This is a genomic window from Nitrosospira sp. Nl5 (assembly GCF_900102495.1).
Taxonomy (GTDB): Bacteria; Pseudomonadota; Gammaproteobacteria; order Burkholderiales; family Nitrosomonadaceae; genus Nitrosospira.
This window is the reverse complement of record NZ_FMVQ01000012.1, coordinates 79,506-96,930: the sequence shown is the minus strand read 5'-3', so window position 1 is coordinate 96,930 and position 17,425 is coordinate 79,506. Positions and strand designations below refer to the sequence as shown.

General features: G+C 52.7%; 19 protein-coding genes and 1 tRNA gene. 14 read left to right on the top strand and 6 right to left on the bottom strand.

The features are described from left to right. Nucleotides 1–197: 197 nt before the first annotated feature. Entirely contained in the window at nucleotides 198–689 is a 492-nt protein-coding gene (locus tag BLP45_RS11620; RefSeq protein ID WP_090372638.1) for a hypothetical protein, read from the top strand. 13 nt (nucleotides 690–702) lie between these two features. Here the strand turns inward: BLP45_RS11620 and BLP45_RS11615 are convergent, their stop codons facing one another. Together BLP45_RS11615 and BLP45_RS11610 are read right to left on the bottom strand one after the other, a co-directional pair. Continuing rightward, entirely contained in the window at nucleotides 703–2,031 is a 1,329-nt protein-coding gene (locus BLP45_RS11615) for an MFS transporter (RefSeq protein ID WP_256327802.1), read from the bottom strand. Between the two features lie 951 nt (nucleotides 2,032–2,982). Further along, a tRNA-Thr gene (locus BLP45_RS11610) sits at nucleotides 2,983–3,058 on the bottom strand. A gap of 360 nt (nucleotides 3,059–3,418) precedes the next feature. On the opposite strand from BLP45_RS11610, the gene aroQ reads away from it, so the two are divergent. The 13 genes from aroQ to BLP45_RS11545 all read left to right on the top strand — a co-directional run bounded on the left by aroQ (nucleotide 3,419) and on the right by BLP45_RS11545 (nucleotide 13,807). Further along, nucleotides 3,419–3,874 carry a type II 3-dehydroquinate dehydratase gene (aroQ, locus tag BLP45_RS11605; RefSeq protein ID WP_090372636.1) on the top strand — a complete coding sequence of 152 codons (456 nt, stop codon included), beginning with the start codon at nucleotides 3,419–3,421 and terminating at the stop codon, nucleotides 3,872–3,874. Between the two features lie 220 nt (nucleotides 3,875–4,094). Beyond that, complete coding sequence (accB, locus tag BLP45_RS11600; RefSeq protein ID WP_090372635.1) at nucleotides 4,095–4,562, top strand: acetyl-CoA carboxylase biotin carboxyl carrier protein; 468 nt, start codon at nucleotides 4,095–4,097, stop codon at nucleotides 4,560–4,562. A gap of 270 nt (nucleotides 4,563–4,832) precedes the next feature. Further along, nucleotides 4,833–6,188 carry an acetyl-CoA carboxylase biotin carboxylase subunit gene (gene accC, locus BLP45_RS11595; protein WP_090372634.1) on the top strand — a complete coding sequence of 452 codons (1,356 nt, stop codon included), beginning with the start codon at nucleotides 4,833–4,835 and terminating at the stop codon, nucleotides 6,186–6,188. 136 nt (nucleotides 6,189–6,324) lie between these two features. Further along, nucleotides 6,325–7,242, top strand: a complete 918-nt coding sequence (gene prmA, locus BLP45_RS11590; protein ID WP_090372633.1) for a 50S ribosomal protein L11 methyltransferase — start codon at nucleotides 6,325–6,327, stop codon at nucleotides 7,240–7,242. 27 nt (nucleotides 7,243–7,269) lie between these two features. Then, complete coding sequence (locus BLP45_RS11585; protein WP_090372632.1) at nucleotides 7,270–8,271, top strand: zinc-ribbon and DUF3426 domain-containing protein; 1,002 nt, start codon at nucleotides 7,270–7,272, stop codon at nucleotides 8,269–8,271. Nucleotides 8,272–8,487: 216 nt separating this feature from the next. After that, nucleotides 8,488–9,300: an ABC transporter ATP-binding protein gene (locus BLP45_RS11580; RefSeq protein WP_090372631.1), complete on the top strand. Its 813-nt coding sequence runs from the start codon at nucleotides 8,488–8,490 to the stop codon at nucleotides 9,298–9,300. Next, on the top strand, nucleotides 9,293–10,090 hold the full coding sequence (gene mlaE / locus BLP45_RS11575; RefSeq protein WP_090372630.1) for a lipid asymmetry maintenance ABC transporter permease subunit MlaE: 798 nt from the start codon (nucleotides 9,293–9,295) through the stop codon (nucleotides 10,088–10,090). The genes BLP45_RS11580 and mlaE overlap by 8 nt, the downstream gene beginning before the upstream one ends. Continuing rightward, a complete protein-coding gene (mlaD, locus tag BLP45_RS11570) occupies nucleotides 10,090–10,557 on the top strand; it encodes an outer membrane lipid asymmetry maintenance protein MlaD (RefSeq protein ID WP_090372629.1) in 468 nt (155 codons plus the stop codon). The genes mlaE and mlaD overlap by 1 nt, the downstream gene beginning before the upstream one ends. Nucleotides 10,558–10,636: 79 nt before the next feature. Continuing rightward, complete coding sequence (locus BLP45_RS11565) at nucleotides 10,637–11,275, top strand: MlaC/ttg2D family ABC transporter substrate-binding protein (RefSeq protein WP_090372653.1); 639 nt, start codon at nucleotides 10,637–10,639, stop codon at nucleotides 11,273–11,275. A gap of 15 nt (nucleotides 11,276–11,290) precedes the next feature. Next, the gene (locus BLP45_RS11560) at nucleotides 11,291–11,572 is read left to right on the top strand and encodes an STAS domain-containing protein (RefSeq protein ID WP_090372628.1); all 282 of its coding nucleotides are present in this window, start codon (nucleotides 11,291–11,293) and stop codon (nucleotides 11,570–11,572) included. Between the two features lie 175 nt (nucleotides 11,573–11,747). Beyond that, nucleotides 11,748–12,671 carry an ABC transporter ATP-binding protein gene (locus BLP45_RS11555; protein WP_090372652.1) on the top strand — a complete coding sequence of 308 codons (924 nt, stop codon included), beginning with the start codon at nucleotides 11,748–11,750 and terminating at the stop codon, nucleotides 12,669–12,671. Continuing rightward, the gene (locus BLP45_RS11550) at nucleotides 12,668–13,423 is read left to right on the top strand and encodes an ABC transporter permease (protein ID WP_090372627.1); all 756 of its coding nucleotides are present in this window, start codon (nucleotides 12,668–12,670) and stop codon (nucleotides 13,421–13,423) included. Before BLP45_RS11555 ends, BLP45_RS11550 begins: the two co-directional genes overlap by 4 nt. A 135-nt stretch (nucleotides 13,424–13,558) precedes the next feature. Further along, entirely contained in the window at nucleotides 13,559–13,807 is a 249-nt protein-coding gene (locus tag BLP45_RS11545) for a BolA family protein (RefSeq protein WP_090372626.1), read from the top strand. Nucleotides 13,808–13,824: 17 nt separating this feature from the next. Here BLP45_RS11545 and rpoH read toward each other — a convergent pair whose 3' ends face one another. From rpoH to ftsY, 4 genes are all read right to left on the bottom strand, one after another. Then, complete coding sequence (rpoH, locus tag BLP45_RS11540) at nucleotides 13,825–14,670, bottom strand: RNA polymerase sigma factor RpoH (RefSeq protein ID WP_090372625.1); 846 nt, start codon at nucleotides 14,668–14,670, stop codon at nucleotides 13,825–13,827. 94 nt (nucleotides 14,671–14,764) lie between these two features. After that, nucleotides 14,765–15,673 (bottom strand): permease-like cell division protein FtsX, encoded by a 909-nt coding sequence (gene ftsX / locus BLP45_RS11535; RefSeq protein ID WP_090372624.1) that lies wholly within the window; start codon nucleotides 15,671–15,673, stop codon nucleotides 14,765–14,767. Beyond that, nucleotides 15,670–16,323: a cell division ATP-binding protein FtsE gene (gene ftsE, locus BLP45_RS11530; RefSeq protein ID WP_090372623.1), complete on the bottom strand. Its 654-nt coding sequence runs from the start codon at nucleotides 16,321–16,323 to the stop codon at nucleotides 15,670–15,672. The genes ftsX and ftsE overlap by 4 nt, the downstream gene beginning before the upstream one ends. 48 nt (nucleotides 16,324–16,371) lie before the next feature. Then, the gene (gene ftsY, locus BLP45_RS11525) at nucleotides 16,372–17,358 is read right to left on the bottom strand and encodes a signal recognition particle-docking protein FtsY (RefSeq protein WP_090372622.1); all 987 of its coding nucleotides are present in this window, start codon (nucleotides 17,356–17,358) and stop codon (nucleotides 16,372–16,374) included. Nucleotides 17,359–17,425 lie beyond the last annotated feature (67 nt).

Here is a 17,425-nt window from a genome sequence, read left to right as displayed (position 1 = left end):
CGGCTGGCGCGATACCGAGATGCTGATGCAGCAGGTCGCCCAGCTCAACCGGGAAAAGGAGATACTGCCACCCCCGGGGGACCATGTGCATTGAGTAGGTAAGCAGAGCATTACGCGTTCAATTGCGTCTCAACTTGGTGCTCCACCTTAAAAAGAGCGTCTTTGTCAGTCAACAGTCAGTTCAAGGAGAGTTAGAAATGAATAAACCGATGGCCACCGTTTTGATGAGCATTGCGCTGGCCGTGTCATTGCCCGCCGGAGCGCATACCGACGCATATTTCGATTCCACTAACGCGCCCCACGGGGGTCAGATGCGCATGGCGGGGCCCTATCATCTGGAGCTTGTCACCAACGAAAAAGAGGTTGTGCTTTATGTGACGGATCATTCGGATAACAAAGTCAGTACCGAGGGCGGCGTAGGCAAGGCCACTATACAAATCGGTAAGACCAAACCCAAGGCCTCGATCAAGCTGGCGCCAGCGGGAGACAACATGCTCAAAGGGGCTGGCGACTTCTCCGTCACGCCGGAAACCGTGGTCATCGTATTCCTCAAGTTGCCGGAATACGAGGCGCATTCAGCTCGTTTTACCCCGCTTAAGCCCAAGGAGAAGTCTGCGAAAAAGATCCAGGATGATAAAAAAACGCCGGATAGCCATGGCGAACACAACAGCCATCACATGCATCACTAACATCGACAGGCCGCTAGTTTTCAATGGTTCCGCCGGTTGCTTCGGCGTGAAGAGCTGTTTGCCGTCCTCTTTCTATGTCTATCCCGATCAATATGATCAGGCCGATAATGAAGTAAATGCCCGTGATCAGCATTGCAAGGCGATGATCGCCTCGCGAAATCCAGCTTACTAATCCGTATGTTACTGGGCCAAGTATCGATGACAGCTTAACCGCGAGCCCCCATAGTCCAAAAAATTCGGCACGCCGGGAGCCAGGACTGAAGTACCCAACTAGGGCGCGTCCCGCTGACTGTGAGGCGCCCAGGCACAGCCCGGCGATGTTTGCCGCCAGCCAGAACAGGGCGCGGGTATCCGCCAGCCACGCGACGAGTACCATGATGATCCAGCCGACAAGAGTCAGTGCTATGGTACGAATGTGGCCCAACCTATCCTGCATGTTGCCGAATGCGAACGCACCCGCCGCCGCAGTGATGTTGACCACCAAAACGAGAAGCATGGTATCGCCCGTATCAAAGCCCATTACCTGTTGGGCGTATATCGCCGCCAGCGTAATGACGGTCTGAATACCCGCTTGATAGAATACGAGGCAGACAAGGAATCTTCCCAAGTCGCGATAATCGCGTACATGACTGAGCGTTTGGCCTAATCGCGCGAATGCTTCACGCACTACGCCGCGTCCACGGAGATGCTTCTGGGGTTGCGACCTTTCTTTCAGATAAAGAAAGGTGGGAATACTGGACACAGCGAATAAAGCCGCAGTAATCAGCATGGTGACCGGCACGAACTGATCAGCCTGTTTTCCTTGTCCTTGCGCCCACGTCACGTACGCCAGCGAACAACCAAGGCTGACCAGGCCACCGATATAGCCGAGGCTCCAGCCCCAGCCGGACACCTTCCCCAGCGCCTTGCTCTTCGCCAATTCTGGAAGAAATGCGGCAATCAAATTCTCGCCGCAACCGAAGAAGAAATTGGTGAGAATGATGAGCACCACCGCCAGCCACAAATCCCCTGGTCCGACAAAGGAAAGCATTGCCGTGAATACAACACAACCTATGGTTGTCACGAACAGCAGCCGCTTCTTCGCGGCGTATGCATCGGCATAAGCTCCCAGCGCGGGCCCCACCAGCATGATAAGGGCATACGAAACCGCAAGTGCCGCTGTCCAGGCAAATGTCCCCCATTCCTGATTGTGGGTAACAACCGCAACAAAATAAGCATTGAAAATCGCGGTGATGACAACCGTTGTATAGCCGGAATTCGCGAAATCGAACATTGCCCACGACCAAGCCTCCCGGCGGCTTACACCGCTTGCGAGATATCGCGACTTGTCCTCTAGCGGCATGGATCCTGCCAGCTACGGGCGCTTGTTACGCTTATTATTTTATTCTCCATTCCGCAACTTTTAATCGTTCTTTTTTTTACGGGCGAACATAAAACGACAGTTTTATGTGATGCATATGACTTCTTCACTGTCGACCTACGGGTATTTCCCCACGAGTATCTAAACAAGCCGACGACAAGCAATAAACCCTGCCAAGCATGCTTTAAGGTACGCGCTCACTTATTAAAGTGGGCGGCAGGGTGCTTTTAACGTACTGCCACAAGCAAATGGCAAATGACGAGAATAATACAGTGTGCGCGGCGCAACAGTCGCTGTAGCCACAAATTTTAAGGATGCAATTTCTGATATCGGCTTTTTAACACGGGAAAGCATGACAGCTAACGCGCCAATTTCGTAAATCAAGACCTCCTCTGGAATAAGCAGCATATAGGAGGTCGAGTTTTACGTTAGTTGAAGAAAATTCCAGCGCAGGTTCGCCAAGCGGAAAGAGTTAGTTGCGAAGTGGAAAGAATCTTCTTTCCGGGACGTCCAAAACTCGCTTCAGCGGTGCAACGGTTGGATTTATTGAGGGACCAGCCTTACTGGTTCGTCTATAAGGGAGAGGACTCTCCAGAACCGTCGAATGGCACGCCTCCTCGACTCTATAATCGCAGCCCCAGGGAAGTCATACTAATCATCATTCAAACGCATCAGTGGCAGCGCCCCCACTGCCGCTTCTGTCCAATGCGAGGTGAAAGAATGTCTACCCGTTCGTACTAGCGCTGAAAGAATCTGTTAAGAAGGGTCTCCAGCATGCGCTTCAACAGCCAAGGGCGGTTGTCGGCGAACCTAGGATGCCGCCACGGGGGAAGCACATGCGTCCTTTCATATCCTAATAAGCTGACACCCGACGATGTTTCTCCGCCTATTAAAACGGAATCATCCATACAGCCGAGCTAATCTCCCTTCTTATGGTGCTGTTGAGAGGAGTCGAACCTCCGACCTACTGATTACGAATCAGTTGCTCTACCAACTGAGCTACAACAGCCTTGAAGGGAAATTGAACCTGCGATTATAGAGGTTTGGGAAACAGTGGGCAATTGGACGCATGTAAAATGGAATTCCGCGAACCCGTATATAGACATAGCTTTGGCGTCTTGGCTTCCAAAAAAAGAACTTATTTCGTTTACCGGTGAATGGGGATTTATCACCTCTTTATTTTCAGAAGGGTATGAGAGAAGCTCTAAGCGAAGCGTCACGAGGCGTTAATCTGGAACGGAAAAGGGAATATAGATTCTTATTACTCCACCTTTCGTGGGGTATTTCTAAATATGGAGATTTTCGCTTATTTACCGTGATTATCCGTTAACATCTAGACTTTCCACAACGGTTGCGGCACACTTGCTACATGACAGCAAAAACATTCAGAGCAGAAAATATCCTGGTCCTTCATGGCCCAAACCTCAATCTTTTGGGAACCCGTGAGCCAAGAGTTTATGGAAGCACTACGTTAGAAGAAATTAACGTTAGTTTAACGCTTTTAGCCGAAAAGGCCGGGGCGAAACTGGCCGCTTTTCAAAGTAACGCCGAAGGCGAATTGATAGACCGGATTCAGGCAGCTGTTGGTGACGGGATTGAGTTTATTATCATCAATCCTGCGGCTTATACCCATACCAGCGTCGCCTTGCGGGACGCGCTTGCCGCAACGAAGTTGCCGTTCATTGAAGTTCATCTTTCCAATATTTTTGCCCGTGAACCTTTTCGCAGGAAATCATATTTCTCCGACCTGGCTCTTGGAGTAATCAGCGGTTTGGGCGCCGACGGCTATGTCCTGGCTTTGAAATATGCTCTGACACGCCGCTAGTCCCGGTGTCGTTTTTAGCCTCGTTTCCACCAACTGATCGAAGTCGACCGAAATAAGAAGTTAATAAGAAGTTAAGTTCTTCGCAACCGAATATAGCGTGAATATGAAATTGATCGGTATGGCGAAATAATAAAGAGATAAAGTAACGCGGCATTTTGTACTGCGTTTGAATAGTAATAGCTAAAGCCTTAAAACGGCTTTGTTTCGGGGGAGATCTATTATGGATCTGAGAAAGCTTAAGAAACTGATTGAGCTGGTTGAAGAATCGGGTATTGCAGAATTGGAGATCACCGAAGGTGAGGAAAAGGTCCGAATCAGTAGATCTCCATCTTCCACTCAAACGTATGTCACCGCACCACCCGCCTTGCAGCCACTTACGACCGCTGCCGCTCCCACGGCAGGGGCAGCAAGCCCTGCAGCCGCAGCAGCCGCGGCGGCGGAGGTATTACCCGAAGGCCACGTGGTGAAGTCGCCGATGGTGGGAACGTTTTATCGTACATCCACTCCTGGCGCGAACCCATTCGTTGAGGTGGGACAGGCGGTAAAGGCCGGTGATACGTTGTGCATTATTGAAGCAATGAAACTGCTCAACGAAATTGAGTCGGACAAGAGCGGTGTTATCAAAGCCGTCCTGGTGGAAAACGGTCAGCCAGTAGAATACGGCGAACCATTGTTCGTGATTGAATAGTTCTCCGGGGCTAGTGTAGTGAGTCAGGGGCATCGTTACATAATCGGTTCAAATGAATAAACCGGGAAGGAATGTTAAAAATGACTGGATTTTGTCAGACAAGGCGCGAGGGAGGCGCATAGTGATTCCTATGCAACGCGAGCAACGCAGTATGGCGGCAATCCAGTCATTTTAAGTAACGATATCCCTGACTCAATACACTCCATCCTTGGGCATGGATAGGAATAATAGCCAATACTTCCATGGTTCAACAGAGACATTTCGGTAATCATGTTTGAAAAAATTCTAATAGCCAATCGCGGCGAGATTGCCCTGCGCATCCAGCGCGCCTGCCGCGAGATGGGCATCAAAACAGTGGCGGTGCATTCCGAGGCGGATGCAAACGCCAAATATGTGAAGCTCGCCGATGAGTCCGTGTGCATCGGTCCGGCGCCATCGGCTCTGAGTTATCTCAATATTCCAGCCATCATCAGCGCGGCGGAAGTGACCGATGCGGAAGCCATTCACCCGGGCTATGGTTTTCTCTCCGAGAATGCCGATTTTGCCGAACGCGTGGAAAAAAGCGGTTTTGTCTTTATAGGCCCGCGTCCCGATACCATTCGCATGATGGGCGACAAGGTCAGCGCTAAGAACGCCATGAAAAAAGCGGGAGTCCCCTGCGTTCCGGGCTCCAACGGGGCATTACCGGAATCTCTTGAAGAGATCAGGGCGATTATCCGCGCCATTGGCTACCCTGTCATCATTAAAGCGTCGGCAGGCGGCGGCGGGCGTGGAATGCGCGTGGTGCACACCGAAGCAGCTTTATCGAATGCGGTTATCATCACCCGGAACGAGGCCCAGGCTGCATTCGGAAACCCGACAGTTTACGCGGAAAAATTTCTTGAAAACCCACGCCATATTGAATTCCAGATCCTGGTTGACGAGCACCGCAACGCAATCCACCTGGGAGAGCGAGACTGTTCCATGCAGCGCCGCCATCAGAAAATTCTCGAGGAAGCCCCTGCTTTAGGCGTTCCTCCAAGGTTGCGTGACAGGATGGGTTCCCGCTGCGCCGATGCATGCCGGCGGATTGGCTATCGGGGTGTTGGAACGTTTGAATTCCTGTTTGAAAAAAACGAATTCTATTTCATCGAGATGAATACACGTTTGCAAGTGGAACATCCTGTTACCGAAGTGATTACAGGAATTGATCTGGTGCAAGCACAGATTCGTGTTGCCGCAGGCGAAAAACTGAATATTCGCCAGCGTGATGTTTCACTGAAAGGGCATGCCATCGAATGCCGTATCAATGCTGAAGATCCTTACAAGCTTACTCCGTCCGCCGGTCGCATCACGCAGTATCACGCTCCGGGCGGCCCCGGGATTCGGGTCGATTCTCATATTTACCATAACTACGTGGTTCCGCCCTATTATGATTCCATGATTGGCAAAGTTATCGCGTATGGAGATAATCGCGAGCAGGCCATTGCGCGCATGCGTATCGCACTATCCGAAATGGTGGTTGAAGGCATCAATACGAATATTCCGTTGCATCTCGATCTGCTGTCCGACGCTGCTTTTCTGAACGGCAGCACAGCCATCCATTACCTCGAGCAAAAGCTTGCTAATTATAATAAGTCGGGCTAGAAAGGCAGTAAGCGGTGTTGCGTGATATTCCGTAAATAGAATGTTTCCCAGCTATTTCGGTAGTAAGGCGCTCTCACGCGGTTGAGTCAGCTTGAGCCAGCGTTAACCGGCTAGCGCTAGTCATTCGTGTTTAAATATGCCCTGGATTTCCCTGACCATGGAAACTGATAGCGCACATGCCGAAGCCCTGGGCGACGCAATGCTTGAGCTGGGCGCGTTGTCAACGGATATTCATGATGCAGCCGCCGGCACGGAACGGGAGCAGTTTTTATTCGACGAACCCGGCGAGTCCATGGGGGCAATTTGGTCCGCTTCGGAACTTACCGCTTTGTTCGATGCGGATGCGGATATAATTTCTATCGTGAACGCCGCGGCACAAGCAGCTCAGCTTTCCAGTTTGCCCAGCTATCGACTGGAGGACGTGAAAGAGCAGGACTGGGTACGAATTACGCAATCGCAATTCGATCCGATTCGGATATCATCCCGATTATGGATCGTCCCCAGCTGGCATCAGGTACCCGATCCTGCTGCAGTCAATCTGATCCTTGATCCCGGGATGGCTTTCGGCACCGGTAGCCATCCCTCCACGAAACTTTGCCTCACCTGGCTTGACGAAAATCTGCAAGGAGGCGAAGATGTTCTGGATTATGGTTGCGGCTCCGGCATACTTGCCATCGCCGCATCAAAGCTGGGGGCAAGTCATGTGGTGGGAATCGATATCGATCCCCAGGCGGTCGCGGCAAGCCGCAAAAATGCCATCATTAATCAATGTGACGAAACAAAAGCGAATTTTTTTACGGTTCACGTTGAGCGCCAGGCCAAGCCGGTGCGCGGAGGCTGGGCAGATGTGGTTGTCGCCAATATTCTTGCCAATCCCCTGATCATGCTGGCCCCGATACTGATGCGCGCTACCCGCGAGGGCGGGCGTATTGCGCTCTCCGGCATACTCATGGAACAGGCGGAAGAGGTAAAGCAAGTCTACCGGCAATGGTTCACGATGCATATTGCGGGGGAACAAGAGGGTTGGGCATTGTTGACAGGGACGAGAAAGTGAACTTCAGTTTCTTCCGAAACCACGGCTATGGCGCTTGTAACTCGCTGCCCTAACTGCGCCACCGCCTTCCGCGTCACCCCTTTGCATTTGCAGGCGCACGGCGGCCACGTGCGTTGCGGACACTGCGCCCAGGTATTTAACGGCTTTGCCACACTCGCCACGGTGCAGGAACCTGAAGCTGTCGATCTGACCCGGACGACAGTGGCAGATACATCAGAAAGCACCCATCAGGTTTCGTTTGCGGATATTGGCGATTTGTCCGCGCCACCTGTATCAGATCAGGAAGTCTCTTCCCAAGATCCCGGCCAAGAAAGAACACAGCCCGACGCGATAGCAGAAGCGGTAACCCCGGAAGCATCAACTCCCCAACCGCCGGCTGCGGAAGAGCCGAAGGCGCAAGCATCGGATACGATCAGTACTCCCCAGGATCATACCGCTGCGGACGATGCCGCACGGAACGAGGCAGCGGAGAACCAAGCAGCCGAGAATTATGCAGCGGAAAATTATGCGGAGGAAAATTATGCTTTCGACACGGTGGCTCCGCGTAAGGCCTCCCTTGGATGGGGCCTAGGCAGTCTGTTTTTGCTCGTCGTGCTGGCGGCACAGGCCACCTATTTTTATCGTGCCGAGCTTTCTGTTCTTGTGCCTGATGCCAGGCCCTATCTGGAACAATACTGCGAGCTATTGCAGTGTACTGTTCCATTGCCCCAAAACGCGGCGTTGTTGAGTATCGAGTCCTCCGAAATGCAAGCGGACACTCAGCGTTCCGGCTTCGTTACGCTTAGTGCCGCCGTACGTAATCATGCTCCCTATGCGCAGGCATTTCCATCATTTGAACTTACGCTCACCGACCCTCAGGATCAACCCCTCGCGAGCCACATTTTCTCCCCCGATGCGTATCTGGAAAAATATATGGATCCGGCGGGAGCCATTGCATCCAACCAGGAATTCAACGTAAAGCTCCATCTCAATAGCGGCGATTTGAACGCAGCTGGATATCGGCTGCATGTATTTTATCCGGGCTCTTAATGCAGCGTCGCGTACCTTGAACCCACCCGAGTGCTGGCGGTCAGTTTGCGGCCATTTTCGCCGCTTGTCCGGCGTCGATAGACCAAGCTATGGACTTCTCCCAACCATCATCTCGCGCCCTAACGGATTAATATGGGTTGAAATTATGAGCTGTGCTAGCAGCACATTTGGATTAAAATCGAAACCCGTCAAATCAGCATCCGTTTTTCGAACAGAATGACACCTGAAGCCTTGGTCGAAATCAAAGGATTGAATTTCTCCTATGGAGAGCGTTCCATCCTGAAGGGAATCAACATGACCATGTTGCGTGGCAAAGTCATCGCGATCATGGGCGGCAGCGGTAGCGGCAAGACCACGCTGTTACGTCTTATCGGCGGCGCAGTTACCCCATCCTCGGGATACGTCAAAATTGCCGGCAAGGTAGTGCATGAGCTAAAAAGGGATGACCTTTTCCGGATGCGCCGAAAAATGAGTATGCTATTTCAGTTTGGCGCGTTGTTTACCGATCTGTCAGTGTTTGATAACGTGGCTTTCCAGATGCGGGAACATACCGATTTGCCGGAACCCATGATTCGCGATCTGGTGTTGATGAAGCTCCAGGCCGTCGGTTTACGTGGCGCACATGATCTGATGCCTGCCCAACTGTCGGGAGGAATGGCGCGGCGCGTGGCGTTGGCTCGCTCGATTGCGCTCGACCCGGTGCTCATTATGTATGATGAACCTTTTACCGGACTTGATCCCATCTCCCTAAGCGTGATCGGAAATTTGATCCGTCGTCTGACGGACGCCTTGGGAATGACCTCCCTGGTCGTAACGCATGACGTGCAGGAGTCATTGAAAATTGTTGACTACGTTTATTTTATCTCCGAGGGCGTGATTGCTGCACATGGCACGCCAGCCGAAGTACGTGGCTCCGTTGCGCCGTTCGTGCATCAGTTCGTGCATGGGGAAGAAGACGGCCCCGTTTCATTCCACTACCCCGCAGAAGCTTATGCGAGCGATCTGAAACTGGAGACCGGTTTTGCCTAGACGCATCGTTATCGGCATCCGTGGCGTCGGTCATCGCGTAATAGACAGCATTTGGCGCTTGGGTTACGCTAGCCGGTTTTTCCTGTTGACACTGCTTAAGTCGGGCACTAGCCTGCGGCGTTTTGGCCTGGTTATCCGTGAGCTTTATTTTACCGGAGTGCTATCGCTGATCATTATCCTTGTGTCGGGACTGTTCGTCGGCATGGTGCTGGGTTTACAAGGTTACGAGACGTTACAAAAATATGGTGCCGAGTCAGCCGTGGGCACGCTGGTTGCATTATCACTGGTACGGGAACTGGGGCCGGTGGTCGCAGCGCTATTGTTCGCCAGTCGTGCAGGATCGGCGATTACCGCGGAAATCGGCTTGATGAAAGCCACTGAGCAATTAGCGGCAATGGAAATGATGGCAGTGGACCCAATCGCGCGGGTGGTTGCCCCCCGTTTTTGGGCGGGGGTGATTTCTATGCCGTTTCTGGCTGCGCTGTTTTCCACCATTGGCGTTTTTGGCGGTTACCTGGTAGCAGTGGTGGTCATCGGCGTGGATGAGGGTTCATTCTGGTCACAAATGCAAAATGCGGTGGATTTCCGGTACGACATTGTCAACGGCATTATCAAAACCTGTGTTTTTGGCGTGGCGGTGACGGCGATTGCGGTGTTCGAGGGTTATGATGCATCGCCTACTGCGGAGGGAGTATCCGGAGCCACTACCCGTACCGTGGTAACTTCCTCCCTGGCAATTCTGGGACTCGATTTTGTTTTGACCTCGTTCATGTTCAGGGGAATGAGCTGATGCAGCGCACAGTGATGGATTTATGGGTAGGACTATTTGTCATCGTCGGAATCGGCGCGTTACTGTTTCTGGCGTTGAAAGTGGGAAATATGGGCACTTACAGCGCAGCGCAAAGCTATATGCTGATTGGAAATTTTGAGAATATCGGCGGTTTGAAGGTTAGAGCGCCGGTGAAAAGCGCAGGTGTGGTGGTTGGCCGTGTGACCGATATCCGGCTTAATACCGAGACGTTCGACGCCGCTGTCACCATGAGCATAGACAGCCGCTATCAGTTTCCCAAGGATACATTCGCCAGCATACTGACTGCGGGCCTCTTGGGCGAGCAATACATCGGTTTGGCGGCTGGCGGCGACGAGACCTCGCTAAAGGAGGGCGACAAAATCATGAAAACGAATTCGGCGATAGTTTTGGAAGACTTGATCGGGCGGTTTCTGTTCAACAAGGCGGCAGAGGGGGACAAGGATTGACAAGGACAAGCTGTAATTTTTACCGGTGGTAACTGTTCTGGTTTATTTTGTACTTAAGATCAATTTTAGCGAGGAAATCATGAAAAAATATTACGGTGTATACGTATTCCTGGCTGCATGGTTGCTTGCGCTTCCCGTATGGGCAGCGGAAGTCAGTCCAGACAAGCTGGTAAACGACACTGCCCAGGAGGTACTCTCCATTGTCAGACAGGACAAGGATATCCGTGCAGGCAATACCGCCAAGATTCTCGATCTGGTGGAGGCCAAGATACTGCCTCATTTCGACTTTACCCGCATGACCCGGCTGGCGATGGGCAAGAATTGGTCCAAGGCTGCTCCTGAGCAACAGGAGCAACTGGTGAAGGAATTCCGTACCCTGCTGGTGCGTACTTATTCCAACGCATTGACCACTTACCGTGACCACACGATCAAGGTTGAGCCACTGAAAGCCCAACCCACCGATAATAATACCACCGTAAAAACCCAGGTGATACAAGGTCACGGTCAACAATCTGTGCCGATCGATTACAGCATGGAAAAAACGGACGACAGCTGGAAAGTGTACGACGTGACAGTGGCCGGGGTAAGTCTGGTAACCAATTACCGCAGTACTTTCAATAGCCAGGTTCATGAGGGCGGCGTGGACAAATTGATCAAAACCCTGATGGAAAAGAATCGTTCCCTGATAGCCGGCGATAAAAAAGCTTTAGCCGAGTAATGCGTGGCAGCTGAAATGCTTCAGTCCGAGGACGGTAAACTGAGCGTAAAGGGATCAGTAACCATCCATAACGTCGTTGCGCTGGTGGAGCGGGGCATCGCGTTGTTTAACCGGGATGATCTGATAATAGATCTGGCACAAGTGACCGAAGTAGACTCCTCGGCTGTCAGCATGTTACTGGAATGGCAGCGTGAGGCTCGCCGCCGCAACTGTAGGATTCGCTTCGCCAACGCTCCGCAGAACCTGAAAGGTCTTGCTCAATTGTACGGCGTTTCCGGATTAATCTCCCTGGCGTAAGTCATCAAGTCTGCGGGTTTGGTGAAGTGCTGAATAGGTATTCCCCAAGCACGACGACCGGAAATGCCAGCGCCCGGTCTATCGCCTTCTCGGCGGAAGCATCAATCCCGCGTGGCGGAATACGCCTATGCCCGCTGCCGCTGTCCTGGCAGCCTTTATCTTATTTACTTCTCAAATGACTCTGGCAATCGAAGTCAAGCGGGTGCACAAGCGCTTCGGCGGACTGCATGCTTTGGGTGCTGTCGATCTGGAAATCGGGACGGGAGAGTTTTTTGCCTTGCTCGGCCCCAACGGTGCGGGAAAGACCACGCTTATCAACATCATTGCGGGCCTGATGCGAGCCAGTAGCGGTAGCGTCAGAGTGATGGGCTACGATGTCGTTGCTGACTACCGGGAAGCGCGGCGCATGCTGGGAGTCGTGCCCCAGGAGCTGGTATTTGACCCATTCTTTACCGTTCGGGAAACGCTTGCGATTCAATCCGGCTATTATGGCCTGAGGAATAATGCCGCCTGGATAGACGAGATCATTCATCATCTCGATCTTGCGGACAAGGCCGACGCCAACATGCGCACTCTTTCCGGCGGCATGAAGCGTCGGGTGCTGGTGGCTCAGGCACTCGTGCACAAGCCTCCGGTGATCGTACTGGACGAGCCGACCGCTGGCGTGGATGTGGAATTGCGTGAAGCACTTTGGCGTTTCATCAAGCAATTGAACCGCAACGGTCACACCATTGTGCTTACCACCCATTATCTCGATGAAGCGGAAGCGTTATGCAACCGGGTGGCGATGCTCAAACAAGGTCGTATCGTTGCACTCGACAGCATCAGGAATCTCATCAATAGCATTCCGGGATGCTCGATTCGGCTACGGCTGTCGCCCGATATACTGCCTGCGGCGCTACAATCGTTGATGAGCAGTCGCGAGGAAGGGTATTACATCCTCGCGATCAAGGAATATTCGCAGCTTGAAAATGTGATGGCGGCATTGCGCGTCGCGCAGGCGCAAGTCCTGGAAATGCAGGTATTGCAGCCTGATCTGGAAGAAGTATTCGTGAAAATCATGGGCAACACCAGAAGCCAGGAATCGGCATCCGCATGAGCGGGTTTCCTACTCTGCTCTACAAGGAATTGCTGCGATTCTGGAAGGTCGGGTTTCAGACCGTTTTTGCGCCAATGCTGTCCACGTTGCTCTATCTGATGATTTTTTCCCATGTCCTGGAAGGACGCTTACAGGTATATCCAGGCGTGCCATACACGGTTTTTCTGATTCCGGGCCTGGTCATGATGGCAGTGCTGCAAAACGCTTTCGCCAACTCGTCATCCAGCTTGATTCAATCGAAAATCTCAGGCAATCTAGTCTTTGTCCTATTGTCGCCACTTTCTTACCGGGAAATATTTTTGGCCTATGTGCTGGCTGCGGTAGTGCGCGGGCTGGCTGTAGGACTGGGAGTTTACCTGGTGACACTCGGGTTTTTCGATGTACCCTTGCGCTCGTTCGTATGGGTATTCGTATTTGCCCTGATAGGCAGCGCCTTGCTGGGCGCGTTAGGGATTATCGCGGGGATCTGGGCGGAAAAATTCGATCAGCTTGCCGCATTTCAAAACTTCGTCATCCTGCCGCTGACATTTTTATCTGGAGTATTTTATACGATTCACTCATTGCCGCCTTTCTGGCAGGGATTATCGCACTTGAATCCTTTCTTCTACATGATAGACGGATTCCGCTATGGTTTTTTCAGCGTATCCGATATTTCCCCTTATGCCAGTCTCGGGATTGTAGCGGCATGCTTCCTGGCGGTATCATGGCTGACACTGCGGATGCTCAAGGCAGGCCACAAGATTCGCCATTAAGGGTACTCTGAACCGTGTTGCGAATGGACTGCCTCCAATAAATCGCAGAGTTTTCGTTTTTATTCGAACCGGGATAATCCCTTCGGAGAACTAGCTTCGGAGAATTATTGAATTATCAATATAAAGGAAGAAAGAATGGTCACGTCGGAAAGCATAAAAAATCATATTGAAACCTCCATGCCCTGCGATCTGGTACGAGTGGAGGGCGATGACGGCCGTCATTTCGAGGCCATTATTGTCAGTCCTGAATTCCGGGGAAAGAATATGGTGCAGCAGCACCAACTTGTATACCGCGCACTCGGCGACAGGATGAAGCAAGAAATCCATGCGTTGTCCATGAAAACCCTGACGCCGGAGCAGTGGGCGGCGAGCAGCCGAAGCTGATGCGAAGGGGGGTGGACCTATTCAGTCGCCATCGCCCCTCGCATTTTCTGCATTGCCTTGACCTCAATCTGACGGATACGCTCGGCGGAAACGCCCAGTTCGCCCGCAAGATCATGCAGGGTTGCGGTAGTATCTTTTTCCCGCAGCCAGCGCGCTTCGATGATATGACGGCTCCGGGCGTCCAGGCTGGCCAGCGCCTGTTCCAGTCCTTCGCCGCGCAAGCGCTTTGTTTGTTCGGCCTCCAGCAATTGTGGGGGTTCCGAGCCATCTGTAAGATAGGCGATGGGACTGAAGGTCTCATCATCATCCTCAGATAGCGGTTCAAGCGGAATATCGCGTCCGTTGAAGCGCGTCTCCATTTCCACCACTTCTTCAGCTTTCACACCCAGCTGCTTAGCCACAGCATTGACTTCCAAGGGGTTCATGGTATCCAGAACCGGCTTCATGCTGCGCAGGTTAAAGAACAGTTTGCGTTGCGCCTTGGTAGTGGCGATCTTTACCAGCCGCCAGTTACGCAGTATGAACTCATGGATTTCCGCCTTGATCCAGTGCACCGCGAACGATACCAGCCTGACGCCGCGTTCAGGATCATAGCGTTTGACTGCTTTCATAAGTCCGACGTTGCCTTCCTGAATCAGGTCGGCCTGAGGCAGGCCATAACCCTTGTAACCGCGAGCAATGGCGATCACTACGCGCAAGTGCGACAACACCAGTTGACGGGCTGCGTTGATATTATCTTCATCTCTCAGGGAGCGCGCCAGGCGGATTTCTTCTTCCTGGGAAAGAATGGGATAGCGATTGGCAGATTGAATATAGCTTTCAATACTGCCGCTGGCCGAAGGTACCGCTAAAGCAAAACTCATATATCCTCCTTGGTCCCTTACTAAATTAAACTCTTCGAATAAGAGAGTCAACAGATTCGGAAAGTTCCCTGCCGAGGATGCATAAGCTCATGAATTATCTTGGTTCTGTTTTCCGGAGATGATTCGCTACCGATAACCAGGCTCCCACCCAGCCCAGGCACGCCGAGAATAGCAATAGACTCAGGCTGTCCTCGGGGGAAAGATGATAGAGGCGCAAATTGACTTCATATAGCCGCATTAATTCAGCCAGTTCATCGTCTATCAGGTGGATTCCAAGAGAGATAATGAACCACGCGGCCGCTCCGCCAGCCATTCCCTGGATGGCGCCGAAATAGAGAAAAGGGCGACGGATGAAGCCGTTGGTCGCGCCGATCAATTTCGACACCTCTATTTCATCCCGCTTCGTGAGAATTTGTAGACGTATGGTGTTAAATATCACGGCCACCAGCGCGAAACTCAGCAGGCCGGCAAGTATTAGTACCGCCAGCCGACTCAGTTTGAGCAACGCATCCAGCCGCTTGGCCCAAGCAGAATCAAGCTGCGCATGTTCGATGCCGGGCAACGTCTGCAGCTCCGCCCGTAATTCTTCCAGCGCCTCGGGCGAGAGGGTTCCGGCATTGATCACAAAAGCATCGGGTAGCGGATTCTGTTCAAGACTGTCCGCTATGTCTCCCAATCCACTGTCCTGCTTGAGCTGCGCCAAGGCGCTATCCCTGGAAATGAACTCGAAGCTCGCGACCCGAGGGTGTTCTCTCAGGCGTGATTCAATTTGCGCTACCACCTCGTTATTAGCGTCCAGTTTCAGGAACAGGCTCAGTTGCGGCGCACCCGAGACCTGTCCCGAGAACGCCTGGAGATTTTCCAGCAGCATGTAGATGCCAGCAGGCAGGCTGAAGGCGATCCCCATTACGACAATGCTGAGCAAGCTTCCGATGGGGGCGCCCACCAGCCGTTTAAGCGCCAGCACAAGAGCGTATGAGTGATGAGAGAGCCAGACTCTCATGCCGTCAATTCGCCGTGGTTGAGGGCAAAAATACGCAGCGGCGTGCTGCCAAGCAATTCCACGTCATGGGTGGCTATCAGGACCGTTACCCCAACCTGGTGAAACGACTTGAACATTCCCATAATGTCCCTTGCATAATCAGCGTCCAGATTGCTGGTCGGCTCATCGGCGATGAGTATGGAAGGCCGATTTACTATCGCGCGCGCGATGCACAGGCGTTGCTGCTCACCGCCGGAAAGTGTAATGGGCCTTGCCTTCTCTTTGTCCAGCAATCCAACCTTGTCAAGTGCGGCGCGCACGCGTCCTGTTGCCGCTTTGGAATGAAAACCGGTAATTTGCAGAGGCAGCATCACGTTGTGAAAAACAGTGCGATCGAACAGGATCTTCTGATCCTGAAAAACCAGCCCGAGATTGCGCCGCAGGAATGGGATTGCTCCGCCCTTAAGCGCGCTGACATTCTGGCCATTGACAATAATGCTGCCGGAAGTGGGGCGCTCGATGGCCGCAATGAGCCTCAGCAGCGTACTCTTGCCGGCTCCGGAATGACCGGTTATCAAGGCCATTTCACCTGCTTCAAGGGTGAAGCCGATATTCTTGAGTGCATCGAAGCCGTTAGGATAACGTTTGCAGACCTGGCTGAAGCTAATCATTGACTATTGTAGTGTGGCACCGGCTGCATTTTTCAATATTTCCGGCATTCAATCAAACAACGCTTCGACAAATTCATGCGCGTCGAATGGCCTCAAATCATCCATGCCTTCGCCCACGCCAATGAAGCGGATTGGCAATGGTGGCTTTTGCTGGCGTTGCCTGGCGATAGCGGCGATGACCCCGCCTTTGGCGGTACCGTCAAGCTTGGTAATAATGAGACCGGTGAGGCCGAGGGCGTCGTCGAAGGCTTGTACCTGATTCACCGCATTCTGGCCAATATTGGCATCGAGCACCAGCAAGACTTCATGAGGCGCGCCTGGTTCGGCTTTGGCAATGACGCGCTTAACTTTCTTGATCTCCTCCATCAGATGCAGTTGTGTGGCGAGCCGTCCGGCGGTATCCGCCAGCACAATATCGATGCCCCGCGCTTTCGCGGCATTCACGGCATCGAATATCACCGCCGCGGGATCTCCTTTTTGCTGACTGTTGCTTTCCTGGGCAATCACCGCGACGCCATTACGCTCGCCCCAGGCAATAAGCTGCTCGCGTGCGGCGGCGCGAAAAGTGTCGCCGCACGCGAGCAGCACAGTTTTTCCCTGCGATTGAAAATGATGGGCGAGTTTGCCGATGGAGGTGGTTTTGCCGGCGCCATTCACGCCGGTCAGCATAATGATGAAGGGCTTGTTCACCTCCGTGTCCAGGGGCTGCGCCAGCGGGGTAAGCAGGTCGACAAGCGCTTGCTGTAATGCCTCCTTCAGTTGCGCCGCATCGGTCAGGCCATTGCGTTTGACCTGCCGCCGCAGTTCTGCAAGCAGCCAGCTGGTTGCGGCCACGCCGGTATCAGCTGTCAGCAGTATGGTTTCCAGTTCCTCGTAGAGGGCCTCATCTATCTTCCCGCCACCGAACAAGCCGGAGAACTGTTTGCCCAGATTATCGCGGGTACGGGAGAGGCCCTGTCTGACTTTGGCTGCCCAATTCGCGGACGGGGTGCCGGCAGGCGCAGGATTATTTTTGGATTTGAAGAAACTCGGCATTCTGTTAGGCTATCAACATTGATTGAAATTCGTGCCCGAAAATCGCAAGCAGGAACTTATTCCGGGA

Excerpts from the sequence above, each read along its gene's own strand:
- BLP45_RS11560 (WP_090372628.1), top strand. The coding sequence starts at position 11,291 with ATGCTTCAGTCCGAGGACGGTAAACTGAGCGTAAAGGGATCAGTAACC.
- rpoH (WP_090372625.1), bottom strand. The coding sequence starts at position 14,670 with ATGAGTTTTGCTTTAGCGGTACCTTCGGCCAGCGGCAGTATTGAAAGC.
- BLP45_RS11585 (WP_090372632.1), top strand. The coding sequence starts at position 7,270 with ATGGCGCTTGTAACTCGCTGCCCTAACTGCGCCACCGCCTTCCGCGTC.
- prmA (WP_090372633.1), top strand. The coding sequence starts at position 6,325 with ATGCCCTGGATTTCCCTGACCATGGAAACTGATAGCGCACATGCCGAA.
- BLP45_RS11550 (WP_090372627.1), top strand. The coding sequence starts at position 12,668 with ATGAGCGGGTTTCCTACTCTGCTCTACAAGGAATTGCTGCGATTCTGG.
- ftsX (WP_090372624.1), bottom strand. The coding sequence starts at position 15,673 with ATGAGAGTCTGGCTCTCTCATCACTCATACGCTCTTGTGCTGGCGCTT.
- BLP45_RS11565 (WP_090372653.1), top strand. The coding sequence starts at position 10,637 with ATGAAAAAATATTACGGTGTATACGTATTCCTGGCTGCATGGTTGCTT.
- ftsY (WP_090372622.1), bottom strand. The coding sequence starts at position 17,358 with ATGCCGAGTTTCTTCAAATCCAAAAATAATCCTGCGCCTGCCGGCACC.
- aroQ (WP_090372636.1), top strand. The coding sequence starts at position 3,419 with ATGACAGCAAAAACATTCAGAGCAGAAAATATCCTGGTCCTTCATGGC.
- ftsE (WP_090372623.1), bottom strand. The coding sequence starts at position 16,323 with ATGATTAGCTTCAGCCAGGTCTGCAAACGTTATCCTAACGGCTTCGAT.
- accC (WP_090372634.1), top strand. The coding sequence starts at position 4,833 with ATGTTTGAAAAAATTCTAATAGCCAATCGCGGCGAGATTGCCCTGCGC.
- BLP45_RS11580 (WP_090372631.1), top strand. The coding sequence starts at position 8,488 with ATGACACCTGAAGCCTTGGTCGAAATCAAAGGATTGAATTTCTCCTAT.
- BLP45_RS11615 (WP_256327802.1), bottom strand. The coding sequence starts at position 2,031 with ATGCCGCTAGAGGACAAGTCGCGATATCTCGCAAGCGGTGTAAGCCGC.
- mlaD (WP_090372629.1), top strand. The coding sequence starts at position 10,090 with ATGCAGCGCACAGTGATGGATTTATGGGTAGGACTATTTGTCATCGTC.
- BLP45_RS11545 (WP_090372626.1), top strand. The coding sequence starts at position 13,559 with ATGGTCACGTCGGAAAGCATAAAAAATCATATTGAAACCTCCATGCCC.
- BLP45_RS11555 (WP_090372652.1), top strand. The coding sequence starts at position 11,748 with ATGACTCTGGCAATCGAAGTCAAGCGGGTGCACAAGCGCTTCGGCGGA.
- BLP45_RS11620 (WP_090372638.1), top strand. The coding sequence starts at position 198 with ATGAATAAACCGATGGCCACCGTTTTGATGAGCATTGCGCTGGCCGTG.
- accB (WP_090372635.1), top strand. The coding sequence starts at position 4,095 with ATGGATCTGAGAAAGCTTAAGAAACTGATTGAGCTGGTTGAAGAATCG.